The organism is Leptospira soteropolitanensis (genome assembly GCF_026151655.1).
GTDB classification, from domain to species: Bacteria; Spirochaetota; Leptospiria; order Leptospirales; family Leptospiraceae; genus Leptospira_A; species Leptospira_A soteropolitanensis.
Window position 1 is genome coordinate 1 of sequence record NZ_JAMQPN010000100.1, and the last position, 550, is coordinate 550.

General features: G+C 30.2%; 2 protein-coding genes. Both read left to right on the plus strand.

Going from position 1 to position 550, the window contains the following annotated elements; genetic code table 11:
• The coding region (locus tag ND811_RS19525) for a TRL domain-containing protein (protein ID WP_265365570.1) at positions 1-368 on the plus strand (368 nt) is incomplete at its 5' end.
• On the plus strand, positions 365-550 hold a 186-nt coding region (locus ND811_RS19530; RefSeq protein ID WP_265365571.1), incomplete at its 3' end, for a hypothetical protein. The genes ND811_RS19525 and ND811_RS19530, both read left to right, overlap by 4 nt.

Sequence of the window (550 nt, forward strand, 5' to 3'; positions counted from 1 at the left end):
ACGACATCCGTAAAATTTCTAAAAAGAGGTTAAATATGATTAAAAAAAGCTTCCTGTTATGGTTTTTAACTATCAATGCCTGTGTAGCTGTTCCTCCTGGAGGTGGAGGTGCTTTTATATACAATGACTATACAACTATACATACAGTCTTTCCAATACAGCAAGGAGAACTGACTGCTAAGTCTACTGCAAGATGCTATTTATCATTAGTCTGCTTAGGAAATCTTAGTCCACATTCAATTGCTACTAAAAACGATATTGATATTATAACTTCAATTGATTATGAATATACAAATGTTAATATTTTTTACAGTTCGACTACTTTAATTGTTCATGGCAGAAAGAAAAATACAATCGATTCAAAATGAAAATTTCAACACCTCTTACTTATTTTCTATTTTGTCTCTTTCCAATTTCCGTATTAAATGCTGATAAAAAGGATTTAAATCTTACTCAAAGTTTATTATTGACTCTTCCCTTCTTTTCTGCAAATATGTTTGTTCCACCACCAGGAAATGAAATTAACGGAAAATATACTTTTTCTAGATTT